Source organism: Nocardia sp. NPDC127606 (genome assembly GCF_042671725.1).
Classification (GTDB): domain Bacteria; phylum Actinomycetota; class Actinomycetes; order Mycobacteriales; family Mycobacteriaceae; genus Nocardia.
This window is the reverse complement of record NZ_JBHXWQ010000014.1, coordinates 48,142-64,544: the sequence shown is the minus strand read 5'-3', so window position 1 is coordinate 64,544 and position 16,403 is coordinate 48,142. Positions and strand designations below refer to the sequence as shown.

Sequence of the window (16,403 nt, the reverse complement as noted above, 5' to 3'; positions counted from 1 at the left end):
ACTACCTCGTGTCTCGGCCGCTGGGCGGCTGAGTCGGTGTCCGTGTCGCTCTGACTCGAATAAAGTTACGTGCCGACCAACACGAAGTCAAATCGCCTGGAAGATTCGACATTTCCCCAGGTCACGCCCACCACGGCACTGCGGGTTCAAGCCACGCGCTCGCCGCGAACATCGCGATCGCCGAGGGTGAGCGTTCGGCGATCAGGCGGCAACTGATCATTCGTCCAGGGCGCCGATGATCTATAACACACGTTCTACCTGGTGTCATGACGTGACAAGCATGGACAGGACCGGCCCCCCGATATACAGTTTGCCATCGTTCAGCAATTTTGCAGCTAACACACGGGTGGAAGGTAGACCGAGGTGATAGAGGATTTCGACTCGGTCGAGCGCCGCGCCTGGAGCGCGGTGGTCACCCTCTCGATGCGCGTACCGAGCGCACTCGATTCACGACTACAACGAGAGTTCGGGGTGACCCATTTCGAGTACCGGGTGATGGCCCTGCTCCACGATGCGCCGCGTCGCCGGATGCGGTTGAGCACGCTCGCGGCCCGGGGGCACGGGTCCATTTCACGGGTCTCCCACGTGGTGTCGAAGCTGGAACGGGTGGGATGGGCGCGGCGGGAAGCGGCCGAATCAGGGCGCGGGATCGACGCGGTACTCACCGAAAGCGGGCAGGCCAAGGTGGTGGAGGCGACGCCGGACTACCTGGTCGCGGTGCGCAAGCTGGTGCTCGACGGACTCGACGATCCGCAGAAGGCCGAGCTCGCCGTCCTGGGCGAACGGCTGTCGTCGCATCTCGTCCACACGCTCGGCGACGCCGAAGCGGGGCAGCCTGCGCTCGACTACTGAGACGACCAACGCCGCCCCGATGACCGGGGCGGCGTTGTCGGATGGATCAGGACAGCTCAGACGTTGTTCGGTCGCCAGGTGGCCACTGCCCAGATCACCACGATGTTGACGGCGATGATCAGGATCGACCACCAGGGGTAGTAGGGCAGCCACAGGAAATTGGCGATGATCGACAGTGCGGCGATCACCATTGCCAATACCCGGCCCCACGTCTGACCGGCCAGCAGGCCGATCGCGACGATGACCGCGATCGCGCCGAGAACGATGTGCCACCAGCCCCAGCTGGTGAGGTCGAACTGGTAGGTGTACTCCGGTCCCACAACGATGAGATCGTCGTTGGCAACCGCGGAGATTCCCTGGAAAATCTGCAGGACACCGACAACCGCCAGCAGGATGCCAGCGCCGATGGAGGTTCCTGCCGCGATTCCGTTGCGCAGCTGGTGCTGATTCGTGTCTGTCATCGCTGGGCCTTTCCCGTCAGGTCAATGCCACGTGCCACCACGGCACACGACAACGGTAGAAACCCGACGAGCCCCGCGCCTCACCCGTTGCGGGTGAACTCTCCTACTCGACGCGGCACCGGTCGCAGGGTTTTGCCGAGGTCGGTGCGCAGGGTGATCAGCGCGTCGAGCAGGTAGTTCTGCCTGACCCGCCACGGATGACGGTCGCCCTGACGGGGGAACGCCGCGATCGAGCGCAGGACATAGCCTGCGTTCAGGTCGAGCAGTGGGCGTTCGGCGAGCGCACCCTTGGGTTCGGGGACGACCGCGGCGCTGCCGGTGCGGTCGAGGTGGGTGAGGACTTTGCAGACCAAACGGGAGGTGAGGTCGGCGCGCAAGGTCCAGGACGCGTTGGTGTAGCCGACGCAGATGGCGAAGTTGGGCAGCCCGGTGAGCATGGCGCCCTGCCAGACGAACTGGTCGGCCAGGGGCACGGGGGTGCCGTCGACCGAGGGCGCGATGCCGCCGAACGCCAACAGGCGCAGGCCGGTGGCGGTGACCACGATGTCGGCGGGCAGCGTCTCCCCCGACACCAGGCGGATCCCCTCCGGCACGAAGGCGTCGATCTGGTCGGTGACCACCGAGGCCTTTCCCTTTTTCATCGCCTTGAAGAAGTCGGCGTCGGGGGCGGCGCACAGACGCTGGTCCCACGGGTCGTAATCGGGTGTGAAGTGTTCGGCGACGAGCTTGTCGTCTTTGAGAATCCGGGTGGTGAGGTCGGTGAGCAGCTTGCGCGCGGCGGCGGGACGACGGCGGCAGAACTGGTAGAAACCGATGTTGAACAGGATGTTCTTGGTCCGGATCAGCCGGTGGGCCAGACCCGCGGGCAGCAGCTCGCGGATCTTGTCGGCCTGCTTGTCGCGGCCGGGCACGGCGCTGATCCAGGTGGGGCTGCGCTGCAACATGGTGACGTGGGCGGCGTCGGCCGCGAGGTTGGGCACCAGGGTGACGGCGGTGGCGCCGCTGCCGATGACGACGATCCGCTTGTCGCGGGTGTCGAGGTCGGCAGGCCAGAACTGCGGATGCACGACGGTGCCCGCGAAGGCGTCGCGGCCGGCGAACTCGGGGGCGTGCGGCTGCTGGTAGTCGTAGTAGCCGGCGCAGGTGTAGAGGAAACCGCAGGTCAGGGTGCTCAGCTCGGGTCCGTCGGGGCCCTCGTGGGCGATGGTGAGCCGCCAGTGGGCCTGCGCCGATGACCAATCCGCGCCGATCACCCGCGCACCGAAGCGAATGTGCCGGTCGATGCCGTTCTCCTGCGCGGTCTCGCGGATGTAGTCCAGGATCGCGGCGCCGTCGGCGATGGAGCGGGCCGCGCGCCACGGCTTGAACGGGTAGCCGAGGGTGAACATGTCCGAATCCGAGCGGATGCCCGGGTAGCGGAAGAGGTCCCAGGTGCCGCCGAGGTCGGCGCGCGCCTCCAGGACGGCGTAGCTGCGATGCGGGTGCTCGGTCTGCAGCCGGTAAGCGGCCCCGATGCCGGACAACCCGGCGCCGACGATGACGACGTCGAGGTGTTCGGGGGCAACGGCGGTATCGGTCATGGGCTCCAGTGTGCCTGGCGCGGGACCGCGGCAGAAGAGCGTGTACCCGCCTCGATCGCGGCCGAGGCGGCCATCGTGGCGATTTCGGTATCGTCGGTGCCGTGTCGATCTTTCGGCGTGCGGGATGGTTGCTCGTCGGCGCACTTGTCACCGTGCTGGCTGTCGCATTCGCCGGCTGGCCGGTCTTCGTGCATCCCCAGATCGACCCGCTCAGGCCCGCCGATGTGATCGTGGTGCTCGGTGGCACCCCGTACGAGCGGTTCGACCTCGGCATCGAACTCGCCGAGCGCGGTCTCGCCCCCGAGGTGCTGATCTCGCAGTCCACCGGCGCCGACGACCCGATGATGGACAAGTACTGCGGCGGCCGATTCGCCTTCCGTGTCTCGTGTTTCGTGCCCGACCCGTGGACCACCGACGGTGAGGCACGCGAAATCGTGCGGCGCGCAAAGATCTACGGCTGGAACCACATCATCGTGGTCACCTTCACGCCGCATGTGTCGCGCGCCAGGTACATCGTGGAGAAGTGCTACGACGGCGAGATCACCATGGTCGCCAGCCCGTCGGAATCGGGGCCGGGGTTCTGGTCGTATATGTACGTTCGCCAATCCGCGGGGTACATCCGAGCTTTCGTCAATCAGCATTGCGAGACCGACTGACACACGATGGCGCTGCTCTTACAGTGAGATCAGCGGTGCGGGGGCACCGCCGGTGAGAGGACCGCCGATGCTTGTAGAGGATCTGCGCACCGTCGGTGACGACGCGTTGCGCACCCAGATCTGCGTCATCGGGTCGGGCCCGGCGGGCCTGACGGTGGCCACCGAACTCGCCGCCGCCGGACTGCGGGTACTGGTGCTGGAGAGCGGCGGACACGAGATCACCGCCGACGACACAGCATTCGCCGCGATCGAGAACATCGGCGCACCACGCGCGCACCAGCACCGGATCGCGGGAAACCGGGTGCTCGGCGGCAGCTCACACACCTGGGCAGGGCGCTGCGGCGTGCTCGACGACCTCGACTTCGCCAATCGGCCCTGGGTCACCCGGTCCGGCTGGCCGATCGACGCGGGCGCACTGCGCCCCTTCGCCGAACGCGCCGCCGCGCATGCCGGGCTCGGGCACGGCACCGGCTTCACCGAGACCGAGTTCTGGCCGCTGGCCGGGCGGCAAGCACCCGCCGGCGCACTCGACACCGCCGCGTTGCGCCCCTACTTCTGGCAGATCAGCCGCGACCCGGCCAATCGGTTCGACTGCAAACGGTGGGGGCCGCAGGTGCGTGACATCGTCGCGCCGACCGCGCGGGTACTGGTGAACGCGACGGTCACCCATATCGATACCGATACCACCGGCGCGCATGTGAATTCGGTCGAGGTGACCGGCGCCGGCGGCCGTGTTCGCACCGTCGAAGCGCGGGTGTTCGTGCTGGCCGCGGGTGGAATCGCGACACCACGGCTGCTGCTGGCGTCGCGGCGCACCGTCGTCGGCGGGATCGGGAATCGGTACGACCAGGTGGGGCGATACCTGATGGATCATCGCAGCGGGGTGGTGGCGACGCTGCGCCCCGCGCAGGCCCGGGCGGCGCTCGATCGGTTCGGCAAGTACGTGGTGAAGAGCGCGCGAGGTAAGCACACCTTTCTGCACGGGATGGCGTTGTCACCCGCGGTGCAGCGGCGCGAGTCGCTGGTGAACTGTGCGCTGTGGTTGCAGGAGATCACCGCCGACGACGATCCGTGGGACTCGGTGAAGCGGTTGTTGCGCGGGCGGGTTCGGTGGCAGGACCTGCGAATAATGCTGTCCGACACCGGACTTCTGGCCAGCGGCGCGCGGCGCAGATTGGTCGACGGTGTCGGGTTGCCACACCGGCTGGCCGACGTCGAGGTGCGGGCCGTGGTGGAGCAGACACCGGACGCCGACAGCCGGGTACGGCTCTCGACGTGCACCGACCCGATGGGAATGCCGCTGCCACAGGTGGATTGGCGGATCAGCGATCAGGAGGATCGGACCGTGCGCCGGGCGACAGCGTTGCTCGTGGGCGAGTTCGCCCGGCTCGGGCTGCCCGCGCCGCAGGTGGTTCCCGCGGCGCTGCCCGACAGCACCGATCCCCTACCGCTCACCGACTGCGCGCACCCCAGCGGCACCACCCGGATGTCGGCCGATCCGCGGCACGGGGTGGTGGACCAGCACTGCCGGGTGCACGGGGTGGACAACCTCTACATCGCGGGCAGTTCGGTCTTTCCGACGAACGGGCACGTCAATCCGACGTTGACCGTGATCGCGCTCGCGGTGCGTCTGGCCGACACGCTGCGCGCGGGCCTGGCGGCCACTGCTGATTCCTCGATTGCCCGACGGAACTGAGCGAGTGGCCGACTTCGCTGCGGCGAGCCGATGATCCGCTGGTTGTCCCGACTAGGCTGAGCGGGTGCCGGACTCGCCCACAGAGAACAGTCGACCGCAGGGGGCCGGGGGTGCGCCCGGGTCAGGTCATCCGCATGAGCCGCACACCGAAGGTCTTGCGACCCGGTTGAACTGGTTGCGCGCCGGCGTGCTCGGCGCGAACGACGGCATCGTCTCTACCGCTGGGCTGGTCGTCGGTGTCGCCGCGACCACGAACAATGCCCAGACGATCCTCACCGCGGGCATCGCGGGACTGGTGGCGGGCGCGATCTCGATGGCCGCGGGCGAATACGTGTCGGTGAGTACCCAGCGGGATTCGGAGAAGGCGCTGCTGGCCAAGGAACGCCGTGAACTGGCCGACGAACCCGATTTCGAACTGGCCGAGCTGGCCGGGATCTACGAGAAGAAGGGCCTCAGCCCGGCCACCGCGCGCACGGTGGCCGCCGAGCTCACCGCCCACGACGCGTTCACCGCGCACGCCGAGGCCGAACTCGGCATCGACCCGCGCTCGCTCACCAACCCGTGGGCGGCCGCGATCTCCTCGGCGATCTCGTTCACCTGCGGTGCGCTGCTGCCACTGCTGGCGATCGTGTTGCCGCCCACCGCATGGCGGGTACCGGTGACGTTCGCCGCGGTGCTGATCGCCCTCGCGATCACCGGGTCGGTGAGTGCGCGACTCGGCGGGAGCAACCGCGGACGCGCGGTGCTGCGAGTGGTGGTAGGCGGCGCGCTGGCCATGGCGATCACCTACGGAATCGGCGCCGCCACAGACTCGCTGGGAAGCGGCTGAGTTCCGAGCAGGTCTCGAGACCGGACATCGAACGGTGCGCACTCAATGCATCGGGCCGAGGTCGAGTCGGCGGGTGACTCGGTCGACGACATCCGGGGGCATGCCGGGTTCGCGACGAGCGGCTTGGGCTTCGCGACGGCCTGCCTCGGTCACGGCGGCGCGGACCGCACGCATCTGGGAGGCGAGTTTGCGTTCCTTGTCCAGCGTGGCTTTCGCGTCGGCATCGGCCGCCTCGGGATCGGCCTTGGCGGACAGCCGACGCAGCAGCGCCTTGAGGTCCTCGTAGACGTCCTCCGGGAGGTTGTCGCGGGCGGCGATCGCTTTGAGTTCGGTGAGTTCGGCATTGACGACCCTGGTCCAGAGCGCCTGTTCGACGGCGCGTTCCTGGCGGGTGTCGGCGTGTACTCCGGTGAGGCGGACCACCAGCGGGAGGGTCGGGCCCTGTACGAGCAGGGTGAACAGCACGACCGCGAACGCGATGAACAGGATTTCCGAGCGGGCGGGGAAGTCGGCCCCGGTGTCGAGGGTGAACGGCACGGCCAGTGCCAGCGCCACCGTCGCGACCCCGCGCATGCCCGCCCACCAGGTGACGATCACCTCGCGCCAGGTGAACGGCTCGTCGGTGTTGGGCAGTTTGCTGCTGATCGCCCAGGTGGCCATCAGCCAGGCCAGGCGCAATCCGACGACGACCGCGATCACCGCGGCGGTGACCCCGGCCAGTCCCGGCCAATTGTGTCCGGTGGTGTCGATGACCACCCGCAGCTCCAGGCCGATCAGGGCGAAGGCGAAACCGGTGATGAGCATTTCGGTGATGTCCCAGAACGAGTCGGCGACCAGGCGATAGTCGCGGTCACCGATTTCGGTCACGGCATCGGTGAGGTACAGCGCGCAGACCAGCACCGCGAGCACCGCCGACCCCTCCCAGTGCTCGGCGATGCCGTAGGCGGCGAAGGGCAACAGCAGGCTCACCGCGACCTGACCGGTGGCCGTGTCCAAATACTTGGTGAGCTTGCTGCCGAGCCAGCCGAGCAGCAGGCCGACGGCGACGCCGACCACCGCGGCGATCGCGAAGTCACCGAGCGCGTGCCACGGCGAGAACAGGCCGGTGACGACTGCCTGGATTCCGACCGTGTAGATGACGATCGCGGTGACGTCGTTGAACAGCCCTTCGCCGCCGAGGGTCACGATCAGCCGGCGTGGCAGGCCGAGGCTGCCCGCCATGGACGTGGCCGCGACCGGGTCGGGTGGTGCGACCAGGGCACCGAGCACCAGGCCCGCGGCGACCGCCGTGGCGGGATTCCACGCGTGGAAGACCGCGGTGACCGCGATCGCGGTGACGATCACGAGCCCGACCGCGCGCAACGCGATGATCTGCCAGTTCTCCGCGAACTGCCGCCACGAGGTGCGGCGGGCGGCGGCGTAGAGCAGTGGCGGCAGGACCAGCGGCAGGATCAACTCGGGCGGGATGTGCAGGCTCGGCACGGCCGGAACCAGCGCGAGCAGGCAGCCGAACACTGTCATCAGAATCGACGGCGCGAGACCGAGGCGCGCGCCGAGTGGTTCGGCGAGCACGGCCGCGAGCAGGATCACCAGAGTCAGCACCAACTGGTCCATAGCTGACCAGTCTCACCGACATCGGCGGCGCGCGGGCATCGACCCGCCGCCGGTCAGGGCCGGACGGCTGCCGCCGGTGGGAGCAGGATCGGCGGAAGGGGGAACGGGAGTTGCAGGACAGGCGGAGGCGGAGGCGGTGGGGGCGGCGCCGGGGCGGGTTCGGGTTCGAAGACCGGGGGCGGCTCGGGCGGCGGGGGCGGCGGCTCATAGACGGGCGGCTCGTAGACGGGCGGCGGAGGCGGAGGCGGAGGCTCGAATGCGGGCGGCGGCGGAGGCGCCTCCACCGGCACGGGCCCGGGGGCGGGTTCGGTTCCGGGCGGCGGTGGCGGCGGTGGCGGCGCGGGGGCCGCTGCCGGGGGCAGGGCGTCGGGGGTGGTCACCGTGCACTGCCAACTGCCGTCGTCGTGGACCCGCCAATGCGCGACGATGCCACCGGCCGAGCAGTTCCCGCCGACCCTCCTGGCCGGCCACGGGGGCGCGAATTCCTGGTCCGAATCGGACCCGGCGACCGGGAGACCGTTGGCGTCGGATCCCATCGGGTTCACCGACGGGTTGTCGTCACCACCCTGGTCGGCGCGCATCACCAAGCCGAGCGCGACCACCAGCGCGAGTATCGCGGCGAGCACCGCCGCGATCGCGATCATCCGAGTACTGCTGCCGGTCCGTGTGTGCGGACCCTCGCTGCTCTCTGCCATCGCACCGCCTTTGCCGCGGACCAGGTCTCCCCTCGTTCGGTCACGCTACCGCACGGTTGCTCGCAGATCGCTCTGCTCAACGGAACAACCACTGGCCAGGGCAGATACCTATATCCGATGGTTGCCGGATGTTTACTTGATCGCGACCCGCACCTTCACCGCGTCGGCGTCGGTGTTGTGCAGAGCCTGCGCGATCAGTGCGCTCAGATCGAGCTGCGGAGCGGTCGAGGTCACCGATTCGGTGAGCGGGCGTAGTCCGGGCAGCAGGGCGGAGAGCTCGGGGCCGAGTTCGTTCAGCTTGGCGGTGAGCTGCTCGAGCAACGGCACCAGACCGTCCTCGCGCAGGTACATCCGCGGATCGCCTTCGGTGGCCCGGCCGACGGATTCGACGAACTGGTCGATCACCTGGCTCAACCGGATGAAGGCGGGCGCGGCGGCCGAGGTGGCGGGCCCGGCCCAGCCGATGTCGCCGGAGACGTACTCGAAGTTGTTCTGCAACTGGCCGATCGCCGGTGCGCGACTCATGAGCGCCGCGGCGAGCAGGTCGCCCGCCCTCGCCAGCTCGGGAACGACGTTCTCGGTGCCGACCATCGCCGTGCCGAGGGTGTCGACCAGGGAACCGACGACCGCGGGATCGAGCTGCTCGACGGTCTTGGTGACCAGCCGCGCGACCTCGGGGATCGACATCGGGGTGCGCACGTTCTCGCCGGACAGGCGCTGCCCGTCGGTGAGATAGGGGCCGCGTGCGTCGCGCGGCACGAACTGCACGTACGGCTCACCGAGCGAGGACAGGTGCTCGATGGTGACGACGCTGCTCATCGGCACCTTGTGCTCGGCGGCGAACCGGAACCCGACCTGCACGCGACCGCTCGCCGAGGTGTCGACGCCGGTGACCTCACCGATCTCGATACCGGTCAGCAGGATCGGCGAACCGACACTGAGGCCACCGGAATTCGCGATCTCGATCGAGGCCGCGGTGTAGTCGGCGAACGGGTCGACGCGCACCACGCCGAAGGTCAGGTAGCTCGCGCCGAGCACGGTGATGGCGGCGATGCCGCCGAGGGAGGCCAGTGCACCGATCTTCATCGCACCATTCCGATCATCCGCAGCGCGGTGACGATCTGCGCCAGCTGGTCTTCTTCGGACACCTCGACACCGGTGACGTTCACCTTCGGCCCGCGTTCGGCGAACGGGATGATCTTGTCGCGCAGCAGAGCGATGAGCAGTGCCATGTTGGTCGAGGAACGCAGATCGGCCGAGCCACCGGTGGCCAGCGGCAGGAACGCGGTCGCGGCCGCGTCACCGGAGCTCGCGATCGGGGCCAGCCAGGTGAGCGAGGAACCCACCGGGCCGAGCGCGTCGAAGATCTTCATGGTCTTGGCGATCGAGTCCTGCGTACCCGTCAGCGAGGCAACGGCTTCGGGGGTGAGGATATCGGTCAGAGCCTGTTCGGTGTCGTCGTGCAGGATCGCCGCATTGCGGGACAGCCCGTTGACGAGCAGATCGACCTGATCCAGGTGCGCGGCGAGGTCGGCGACGTCGGCGCCCATCACCGCGGAGATGCGCGCGGTTTCCTTGGGATCCTGTGGCATCACCGAGTTGATCCGGCCGAGCATCTCCTGCAGCTGACCGATCGCGCCGCCCTGCACGAACAGCGCCATGGTGGCCATCGTGTCTTCCAATTGCACAGGCGGTTTCGTGCGCTCGATCGGAATGGTGCCGCCGTCGCGCAGCAGATCGCCGAAGCCGTCCTTCGGAGTGGTGAGCGAGAGATGGATGTCGCCGAGGATGGTGTCCTGGCGCAGTTCGGCGATGGACTTCGTCGGCAACTGCACGGTGTCGAGGATGTCGGCCTCGACGATGACGTAACCGCCACGGCCCGCGGGCGCGTCGGCGGGCTGGACCACCCGCACACCGTCGACGATGCCGATCTCGGCACCGTTGGCGATCACCTTCGACTTCGCGGGCAGGTTCAGCGCGCTGCTGAACTCGATCTGCACACGGTAGGTCGAACCGCTGACTGTCGAGCCGGGCACGGGTACTTCGGCGGGGTCGAAACCGCAGCCGCCGACCGCGAGTCCGGCCGCGACGACGAGTGCGACCGCGTTGCGCCGCAACATCTTTCGGGTGTTCACCGAGCACCTGCCATTCCCAGCACAACCTGCACGAGATTCACATCGGCCAGTCCCCGCGCCGGGTCGGGGCACTGCCCCGGCATCAGCTCGTTCACCGCGCCGCACACCTGATCGGCCTCACCGACGGGCAAGGCGACCTTCGGCGGCGCGTAGGTGATCGCGGTGCCGCCCGCGGGATCGGTGGCGCTGCGGAAGGCGGAGGCGAGCGCGGGCATCTTCGCCACGATCTCGCTGAGCGAGCCGACGTTGGCGCGCAGCAACTTCACCAGCGGGACGGCGTCGTCGAGCGCGCCGATCAACGGATCGCCGAGGATGATCGCGATGTCGTTGAGCATCGGCAACACCTCGCCGAGACCGTCGAACAGCGAGGTGGCCGGGCCGAGCAGGTCGTCGGAGGCCATGTTGAGCAGCGGCGCCAGCCGGACCAGCATCGTCTGCAGGTCACCCCAGTTGGCGGCGACCCGGTTCGAGACCGAGGCGAACGCGTCGAAAAGACTGGCGAGATGGCCGATGTCGGCGTCGGGCTTGTTCATCGCCGACCCGAGCTTGTGGATGAGTTCGTTGACCGTCGGGCCGGTGCCCTCGGTCGCACGGTTCAGCGAGGACAGACCCTCGGACAGCGCACTCGGCGCACCCGCGGTGCCGCCGGAGAGCTGATCGGACAGGCTCGCCAGCGCTGTGAGAGTTTCGGTGATGCTCTTGGGGGTCAGCGTTTTGGTGATGCAGCCGCCCGCCAGCGGGGGCGCGGTCTTGCCGCTGGTGAGCACCGCCAGATTGCGGTCCGCCGCGACCGAATACGCGACCGTGGTCGCGGAAGCGTCGGAGTAGACCGGGAATTCGGCGTCGACTTCGAATTCGACCCGCACCTTGGCGCCCTCGTTGCGCACCGCGGTCACCTCGCCCACATCCATGCCGCGCATGGTGACGTGGTTGCCCGGGTAGAGGCCGATCGCGTCGGGCATCAGCGCGCAATAGGATTCGGTCTTCTTCAGCGGATCGAAGGCGACGAAATAGCCACCGGTCACAAGCGCCACGAGCACCGCGACACCGGCGATCGACATGAACGCCTGGGATCCGAGCAGTCGTTTCAGCATCAGCACGCCTTCCCGGGCAGCGGTACGCACACACGGGCGCTCGACTGGTCGACTACGACCCCGGCGTCGGGAGTCGTCAGCTGCGACAGCTTCGTCTGCAGGTCACCGACGGTCCCGATCACCGGCTCGAGTCGGCCGCCGAGTTCCTGCAGTCGCGGCAGGGCGTCGGCCAGGGCCTGCACCTGCGGTTTCAGGGTGGATTCCCAGGTCGGCGCAAGGCCCGCCAGCCGATTCACGACCGCGGTGAGCAGTCGGACCGCTTCGGCCAGTTCGGCTTTCTTGCTCAGCAGCAGGTCCTCGAGGAGGTTGACGTTGTCCATCAGCCTGCCCAGATCGGACTTGGCGCCGTCGTACATGGTGATGTACTCGTCGACGACCGCGATCGACTTCGACACCTGACCGCGCTGGCGGTCGAGCATGTCGACGTACTTGCCGACGGTGTCGAGCGTGGTGCGCAGCGCCTCCGGCGAGGTCGCGATCGCGGAGTTCGCGGCGGCCAGGTTGTTGCGCACGGTGTCGCCGTCGACGGCGGCCAGCGGCGCGGTCGCGTCCTGGAAGGTCTCGATCAGGCTGTAGGGCAAGCGGATTCGATCAGCGGGAATCGCCTTGTCCCTCAGCGGCTTCGAGCCCGCGGGGTAGAGCGCCACGTAGTGACCGCCGACCACGGTGAGCATGCGGACATCCAGGGACGTCTGATCACCCACGAAGACGTCGTTTTTCACGGTGAACTGCATGAGCACCTTGTCGGGCTTCAGTTCCAGCGAGGTGACGCTGCCGACGGAGATACCGGCCAGGCGCACGTCGTCGCCCTCGCGCACCGACTGCGCTTCGCTGAGCTCGGCGGTGTAGGTGTGCTTGCCCAGCGGCACCACGTAGACCACGCCCGCGGCGATGATGAACAGCACCACCAGGCTCAGGCCGATGATCCCCATCCGCAGTTCCCGTGCGAGTTTGCCCGCTTCATCAGGGATCGGGCGATCACCGGCGAACAGCGCGGCGAGCTTCTTCAGCGGTTGCATACGGTGACCTTCTGTCCGGCGATCAGCACCTGCAGCGGCGCGGGCACCTCGGCGGCGCCGTTGCTGCAGTGCGGCGTGAAGTCGGCGAAACCGCGCGCGAGCGAGGCGTCGACCGTGGCCAGCAGACCGGGGAGCTTGCCGAACACCTCGACGGCTTCCTGTGGATTCGGGAACAGCGCGCGGATCATCGCGTCGACATCGGCGCCGCCGCCCTCGACCAGGCCCAGCGCGGCGAGTAACCGGTCCACCGGTGCCAGCACCGAGGGCGCGGTCATCGCGAACTGCGCGACACCGCCGATATTGCGTTGCATCGCCTCGAAGATGTCGGTGAGCCGGGCCAGCAGCGGCACTAGGTGCCCGACCTTGCCGCCGTGGCGCTCGGACAGTTCCGACAGGTTGTGGATCAGTGTGCTGATCACCTGCTGACGGTCATCGGCATAGCTCGCGAGCTGGTCGATCGCGGTGAGCGCGGGGCCGAGGCCGGTGCCGTCGCCCTCGATCACGGCGAGCATGCTCGCGGTGAACTGGTTGATCGCTTCCGGCGACAGCGTGGCGAGCACCGGCTTGAGGCCGCTGAACAGACTCGTCACGTCGAAGGACGGCACGGTCATGTTGGCGCCGATCCGTGCGCCCGCCGCGATGGTCTTGCCCGGGTTCGGCGCCTGCTGCAGGTCGATATAGCGCTGGCCGGTGAGGTTCTGGTAGCGGATCGCCAGCTTGGAGTTGTCGTAGATCGGGGTGTCGGTCTTGACCGTGATCGCGACCTTGGCCTTGTCGCCTTCGAGGCTGATCTTCTCGATCTTGCCCACCTGCACGCCGAACATCCGGACGTCGTTGCCGACCTTGAGGCCGTTGGCGTCGGTGAACAACGCGTCGTGGGTGTTGGTGTCACCGTCGACCGGGCGCTTGATCAGGGTGAACACCATGCCGAGAATGGCGATCATCACCAGGCTGAAGACGCCGAGGCGCAGTGCGGTTCCGCGAATCTTCATCGCCCACCGGCCTTTCCGAACAGCGGCACCGCGATGCCGGGGACACCGCTGAGCTCGACGTCGAGATTGAGGACGGGTCCGTTCGGGCCGTCGGGCATGGCGCCGCGCAGGTTCTGCAGCAGGGCGGTGAGATCGGCGCCGGTCCGGCTCGGATTCGGCGACATCTGCGCCAGCGCGAGCAGCATCGGCGCGAGCATGTCGGTGGTCTCGGCGAAGTGCCCGCCCGCGGTGCTCACGGTGGTGGTGAGCGCGGGCAGGATGGAGCCGCCGATCACCCCGACGCCGATGTCGTAGCGCTCTTTGTCGACCTGGGTCACCCGGATGTCGCTGAGCTGGTCGATCACCTTCATGGTGGCGCTCGCGAACTCGCCGCCGCCGTCGAAGGCGGGACCGAGCTTGCCGAACAGCTCCGACGGCATCACGTCCTGGTTGTCGGCGAGGGTCTTGGCGACCGTGATCAGGGCCTGCACCAGCGGGGTGAAGGCCTTGAAGTCGGCGGCCAGCTGGGAGATGACGGTGGCCATCTGGGGGCTGGTCACGGTCATGCCGACCTGCGAGAGGCTGCGCAGGATGGCGCTCATCGTCGCGTCGTAGACCCGGTCGTTGTTCGTGCCGGTGAGGTCGAGGACCGCGCCCTCGCGCAGCGGCGAACCGCCCGCGCCACGGCGCAATTCGATCTCGGCGATGCCGAACAGGTTGGTCGGGGCGTAGTCGATCGCGAGGCTGTCGTCGATGCCGACCAGTCGCTCGGTGTCGAGCAGCAGCGCGATCTGCTGGGTGCCGCGTTCGCCGGGGGTCACCTCGGCGACCTCGCCGACCGTCACGCCGTCGACGCGGACCTGGCTGCCCGCGCTGATGCCGTCACCGAGGTGTTCGGTGTGCAGCGCGATGCGCAGGCCTTCTTCGGCCCGCAGGTTCGTGTAGGTGGCATAGGCGAGTGCGATCGCCGCGATCACCGACAGGATGATCACGCCGGTCAACCGCGAGGTGCGCCGATCGGCCGCGACCCCGGGCATTCCATAGTTAGGCATCTACTCTTCTCACCCCGTAAAACTGATCGCCGAGTTGAAGCCCCAGAGCATGATCGTGAGCACCATGTCGATGGCGATGATGGCCACCGAGCTGGCGCGCACCGCGCGACCGGAGGCGATGCCGACCCCCTCGGGGCCACCGGTTGCGAAGAACCCGAAGTAGGCGTGCACCAGGATCACCACCGTGCCGAACACGGCCACCTTGATCACCGCGGCGATCATGTCGAAGCCGGAGATGAACTGGAAGAAGTAGTGGTCGTACACACCGGCCGACTGCCCGTAGACCATCGTGAGCAGCCCACGGCAGGCGCCGTACGCCAGGATCAGCGCGATCAGGAAGGTCGGCACGATGGCGATGGCGCCGGCGATCACCCGGGTGGTGACGACGTAGGGCACCGAACGCAGGCCGAGCGCCTCGATCGCGTCGATCTCCTCGGAGATGCGCATCGCGCCGATCTCGGCGGTGATCCGGCACCCCGCCTGTGCGGCGAAGCCGATGGCCGCCGCGATCGGAGCCAGCTCACGGGTGGTCGCGTAGGCCGAGATCACGCCGGTGACCGGGCCCATGCCGAGCATGTCGAGCGAGGCGAACGATTCGACGCCCACCGAGGCGCCCATCACCAGGCCGAGCACGATCATCATCGGAACGGTGCCGCCACCGACGATGATCGACCCGCGACCCCAGGTCATATCGGTGACCGCGCGCAGCGTCTCGTCCCGGTAGCGGCGCAGCGTCAGCGGCACCGACGACAGCACCTGCCAGACGAACACCGCGACGAAGCCGAGTGATTCACCGGCGGTGACGATCCGTTTGCCGATGCGTGCGGGCTTGCGCAGCCAGTGCAGCGAGGTGGGGATATACGAGGAGGCAGCCATCACGCCAACTTCGTCGGCAGGAACATGGCGCTGATCTGGCTTGCGAGGAGGTTCACGATCGCGATCGAGACGACCGAGAGCACCACCGCCGCGTTCACCGCGTCGGCCACACCGCGCGGTCCGCCCTTGGCCTCCAGTCCGCGCTGGCAGGAGATGATCACGACCAGGAATCCGAAGATCAACGCCTTGAGCAGCGAGACCCACACGTCACCGGCGGTCGCGAACGAACCGAACGTCGACCAGTAGCTACCCGGCGTCACGCCCTGACCGCCGACGGCGACCGCGTAACCGGCCAGCACGCCGACGAAGATGATGAGCACATTGAGCATCGGAGCGACCAGCAGCATGGCGGCCAGGCGCGGGATGACGAGCCGGTGCACCGGGTTGATGCCCATGGTGTTGAGCGCGTCGATCTCCTCGCGGATGGTCCGCGCGCCGAGGTCGGCCGCGATCGCCGCCGCCCCCGCGCCACCGAGCAGGAAGCCGGTGGCGATCGGTGCGCCCTGCTTGATCACGCCGAGGCCGCCGGTGGCGCCGAGCATGGAGTCGGCGCCGAGGCTGTGGATCAGGTTGCCGACCTGGACCGAGACGATCACGCCGAACGGGATCGCCATCAGGATCGCGGGAATGGCGGTGACGGTGATCAGGCGCCAGGCCTGCACGAGGGTCTCCCGCCATTGGAACTGCCTGCGGGCGATGTCGGAGAACGAGCCGCCGACCGATTGCTGTGCGAGATCTACCGCACGCCCGAAGGTCCGCAGCGACGACACGACCGTGTCGGTGAAGTTCTTGCGGACGATCTGGGTAGCGGAATCCGGCTTCGCGGAGTGCAGATCGGTAGACATCAGGAATGCCTCCGGGCCGCTCGTGAAG

General features: G+C 68.1%; 16 protein-coding genes. 4 read left to right on the top strand and 12 right to left on the bottom strand.

All coding sequences use genetic code 11. The annotated features are described in order from the left end of the window. The first annotated feature begins 363 nt into the window (after positions 1–363). Positions 364–852, top strand: a complete 489-nt coding sequence (locus tag ACFVJ5_RS35200) for a MarR family winged helix-turn-helix transcriptional regulator (RefSeq protein WP_379226980.1) — start codon at positions 364–366, stop codon at positions 850–852. A 56-nt stretch (positions 853–908) separates the two neighbouring features. On the opposite strand, the gene ACFVJ5_RS35195 is transcribed toward ACFVJ5_RS35200, so the two are convergent. Together ACFVJ5_RS35195 and ACFVJ5_RS35190 are read right to left on the bottom strand one after the other, a co-directional pair. Then, the gene (locus ACFVJ5_RS35195) at positions 909–1,313 is read right to left on the bottom strand and encodes a hypothetical protein (protein ID WP_379226979.1); all 405 of its coding nucleotides are present in this window, start codon (positions 1,311–1,313) and stop codon (positions 909–911) included. Between the two features lie 80 nt (positions 1,314–1,393). Further along, complete coding sequence (locus ACFVJ5_RS35190) at positions 1,394–2,893, bottom strand: flavin-containing monooxygenase (RefSeq protein WP_379226977.1); 1,500 nt, start codon at positions 2,891–2,893, stop codon at positions 1,394–1,396. A 101-nt stretch (positions 2,894–2,994) separates the two neighbouring features. On the opposite strand from ACFVJ5_RS35190, the gene ACFVJ5_RS35185 reads away from it, so the two are divergent. From ACFVJ5_RS35185 to ACFVJ5_RS35175, 3 genes are all read left to right on the top strand, one after another. After that, positions 2,995–3,549 carry a YdcF family protein gene (locus ACFVJ5_RS35185; protein WP_379226975.1) on the top strand — a complete coding sequence of 185 codons (555 nt, stop codon included), beginning with the start codon at positions 2,995–2,997 and terminating at the stop codon, positions 3,547–3,549. A 67-nt stretch (positions 3,550–3,616) separates the two neighbouring features. Next, the gene (locus tag ACFVJ5_RS35180) at positions 3,617–5,245 is read left to right on the top strand and encodes a GMC oxidoreductase (RefSeq protein WP_379226973.1); all 1,629 of its coding nucleotides are present in this window, start codon (positions 3,617–3,619) and stop codon (positions 5,243–5,245) included. A 166-nt stretch (positions 5,246–5,411) separates the two neighbouring features. After that, positions 5,412–6,074 carry a VIT family protein gene (locus ACFVJ5_RS35175; protein WP_379226971.1) on the top strand — a complete coding sequence of 221 codons (663 nt, stop codon included), beginning with the start codon at positions 5,412–5,414 and terminating at the stop codon, positions 6,072–6,074. Between the two features lie 42 nt (positions 6,075–6,116). Here ACFVJ5_RS35175 and ACFVJ5_RS35170 read toward each other — a convergent pair whose 3' ends face one another. From ACFVJ5_RS35170 to ACFVJ5_RS35125, 10 genes are all read right to left on the bottom strand, one after another. Beyond that, positions 6,117–7,688 carry a Na+/H+ antiporter gene (locus ACFVJ5_RS35170; RefSeq protein WP_379226970.1) on the bottom strand — a complete coding sequence of 524 codons (1,572 nt, stop codon included), beginning with the start codon at positions 7,686–7,688 and terminating at the stop codon, positions 6,117–6,119. Between the two features lie 53 nt (positions 7,689–7,741). Continuing rightward, positions 7,742–8,383, bottom strand: coding sequence for a hypothetical protein (locus ACFVJ5_RS35165; protein WP_379226968.1), 642 nt, complete (start codon positions 8,381–8,383; stop codon positions 7,742–7,744). Positions 8,384–8,515: 132 nt separating this feature from the next. After that, positions 8,516–9,469, bottom strand: a complete 954-nt coding sequence (locus tag ACFVJ5_RS35160; RefSeq protein ID WP_379226966.1) for an MlaD family protein — start codon at positions 9,467–9,469, stop codon at positions 8,516–8,518. After that, positions 9,466–10,518: an MlaD family protein gene (locus ACFVJ5_RS35155; protein WP_379226964.1), complete on the bottom strand. Its 1,053-nt coding sequence runs from the start codon at positions 10,516–10,518 to the stop codon at positions 9,466–9,468. Before ACFVJ5_RS35155 ends, ACFVJ5_RS35160 begins: the two co-directional genes overlap by 4 nt. Beyond that, a complete protein-coding gene (locus tag ACFVJ5_RS35150; protein WP_379226962.1) occupies positions 10,515–11,612 on the bottom strand; it encodes an MlaD family protein in 1,098 nt (365 codons plus the stop codon). The genes ACFVJ5_RS35155 and ACFVJ5_RS35150 overlap by 4 nt, the downstream gene beginning before the upstream one ends. Further along, a complete protein-coding gene (locus tag ACFVJ5_RS35145; RefSeq protein ID WP_379226960.1) occupies positions 11,612–12,631 on the bottom strand; it encodes an MlaD family protein in 1,020 nt (339 codons plus the stop codon). The genes ACFVJ5_RS35150 and ACFVJ5_RS35145 overlap by 1 nt, the downstream gene beginning before the upstream one ends. Continuing rightward, a complete protein-coding gene (locus ACFVJ5_RS35140; RefSeq protein WP_379226958.1) occupies positions 12,619–13,623 on the bottom strand; it encodes an MlaD family protein in 1,005 nt (334 codons plus the stop codon). The genes ACFVJ5_RS35145 and ACFVJ5_RS35140 overlap by 13 nt, the downstream gene beginning before the upstream one ends. After that, positions 13,620–14,654 carry an MlaD family protein gene (locus tag ACFVJ5_RS35135; protein ID WP_379226956.1) on the bottom strand — a complete coding sequence of 345 codons (1,035 nt, stop codon included), beginning with the start codon at positions 14,652–14,654 and terminating at the stop codon, positions 13,620–13,622. The genes ACFVJ5_RS35140 and ACFVJ5_RS35135 overlap by 4 nt, the downstream gene beginning before the upstream one ends. A 9-nt stretch (positions 14,655–14,663) precedes the next feature. Next, a complete protein-coding gene (locus tag ACFVJ5_RS35130) occupies positions 14,664–15,530 on the bottom strand; it encodes an ABC transporter permease (protein ID WP_328659724.1) in 867 nt (288 codons plus the stop codon). Further along, on the bottom strand, positions 15,530–16,375 hold the full coding sequence (locus ACFVJ5_RS35125; protein ID WP_378996636.1) for an MlaE family ABC transporter permease: 846 nt from the start codon (positions 16,373–16,375) through the stop codon (positions 15,530–15,532). Before ACFVJ5_RS35125 ends, ACFVJ5_RS35130 begins: the two co-directional genes overlap by 1 nt. Positions 16,376–16,403 lie beyond the last annotated feature (28 nt).